Origin of the sequence: Pantoea sp. DY-15, from assembly GCF_019795935.1 — a bacterium.
Taxonomy (GTDB): Bacteria; Pseudomonadota; Gammaproteobacteria; order Enterobacterales; family Enterobacteriaceae; genus Pantoea; species Pantoea leporis.
Genome location: NZ_JAIMIF010000017.1, coordinates 1 through 677, shown reverse-complemented (window position 1 = coordinate 677; position 677 = coordinate 1). Strand labels below are relative to the sequence as shown.

At 57.6% G+C, this 677-nt stretch carries 1 protein-coding gene; it reads left to right on the top strand.

Features of this window, described 5'->3' with window-relative positions:
• Positions 1-677, top strand: a 677-nt coding sequence (locus K5Y32_RS24790) for an Ig-like domain-containing protein (RefSeq protein WP_255602838.1), incomplete at both ends; no start/stop codon positions are given.

Below are 677 nucleotides of genomic sequence, written 5' to 3'. Positions count from 1 at the left end.
CAATTCGCTACGTTGATCTGGCAGGTAACTCTTCCGATACGTCGCAGTTCTCTATGGTGATTGACACTACCCCACCGGAAGCCCCGATATTAATCAAACTGTACGATGACTTCGGTGCAGACAAGCGCGCCTTTGAACCCGGTGAAACCACCGATGACAAACGCCCGGAGCTGACCGGCGTGGCGCAGAAAGGCACCACGGTTTACCTGCTCAATGACAAAGGTGAAAAAATCGGCAGCGCGGTCGCGGATAAAACCACTGGCGTATGGAAGATGGAACCCTCTCAGGATCTTGACGAAGGCAACAATGCGCTGCGCCTTGTCGCTCAGGAGGTCTTTGCCGGCGTGACCCGTCAGGGCACCTCTTCTGCTCCCTTCAGCATAATTGTGAAAAATGACAGCACCCTGCCGCCGGATACCGTCACCATTACCCACGCTGTTGATGACGTCGGCAGCGCCACCGGCCCACTGAACAACGGCGCGCTGACCGATGACACCGTTCCGGAACTCCGCGGTACCGCATCGTCTAACAGCACCGTTATCGTCTACTATCGCCTTGTTGGCAGCAACACCTGGCTGGGCAGCGCCACCGCCAGCCTTAACGGCGAAAGCTGGAGCTGGACGCCAAAAAGCACGCTGGCCACCGGCCATTACGAGTTCCAGGCCAGCATCGGTAGC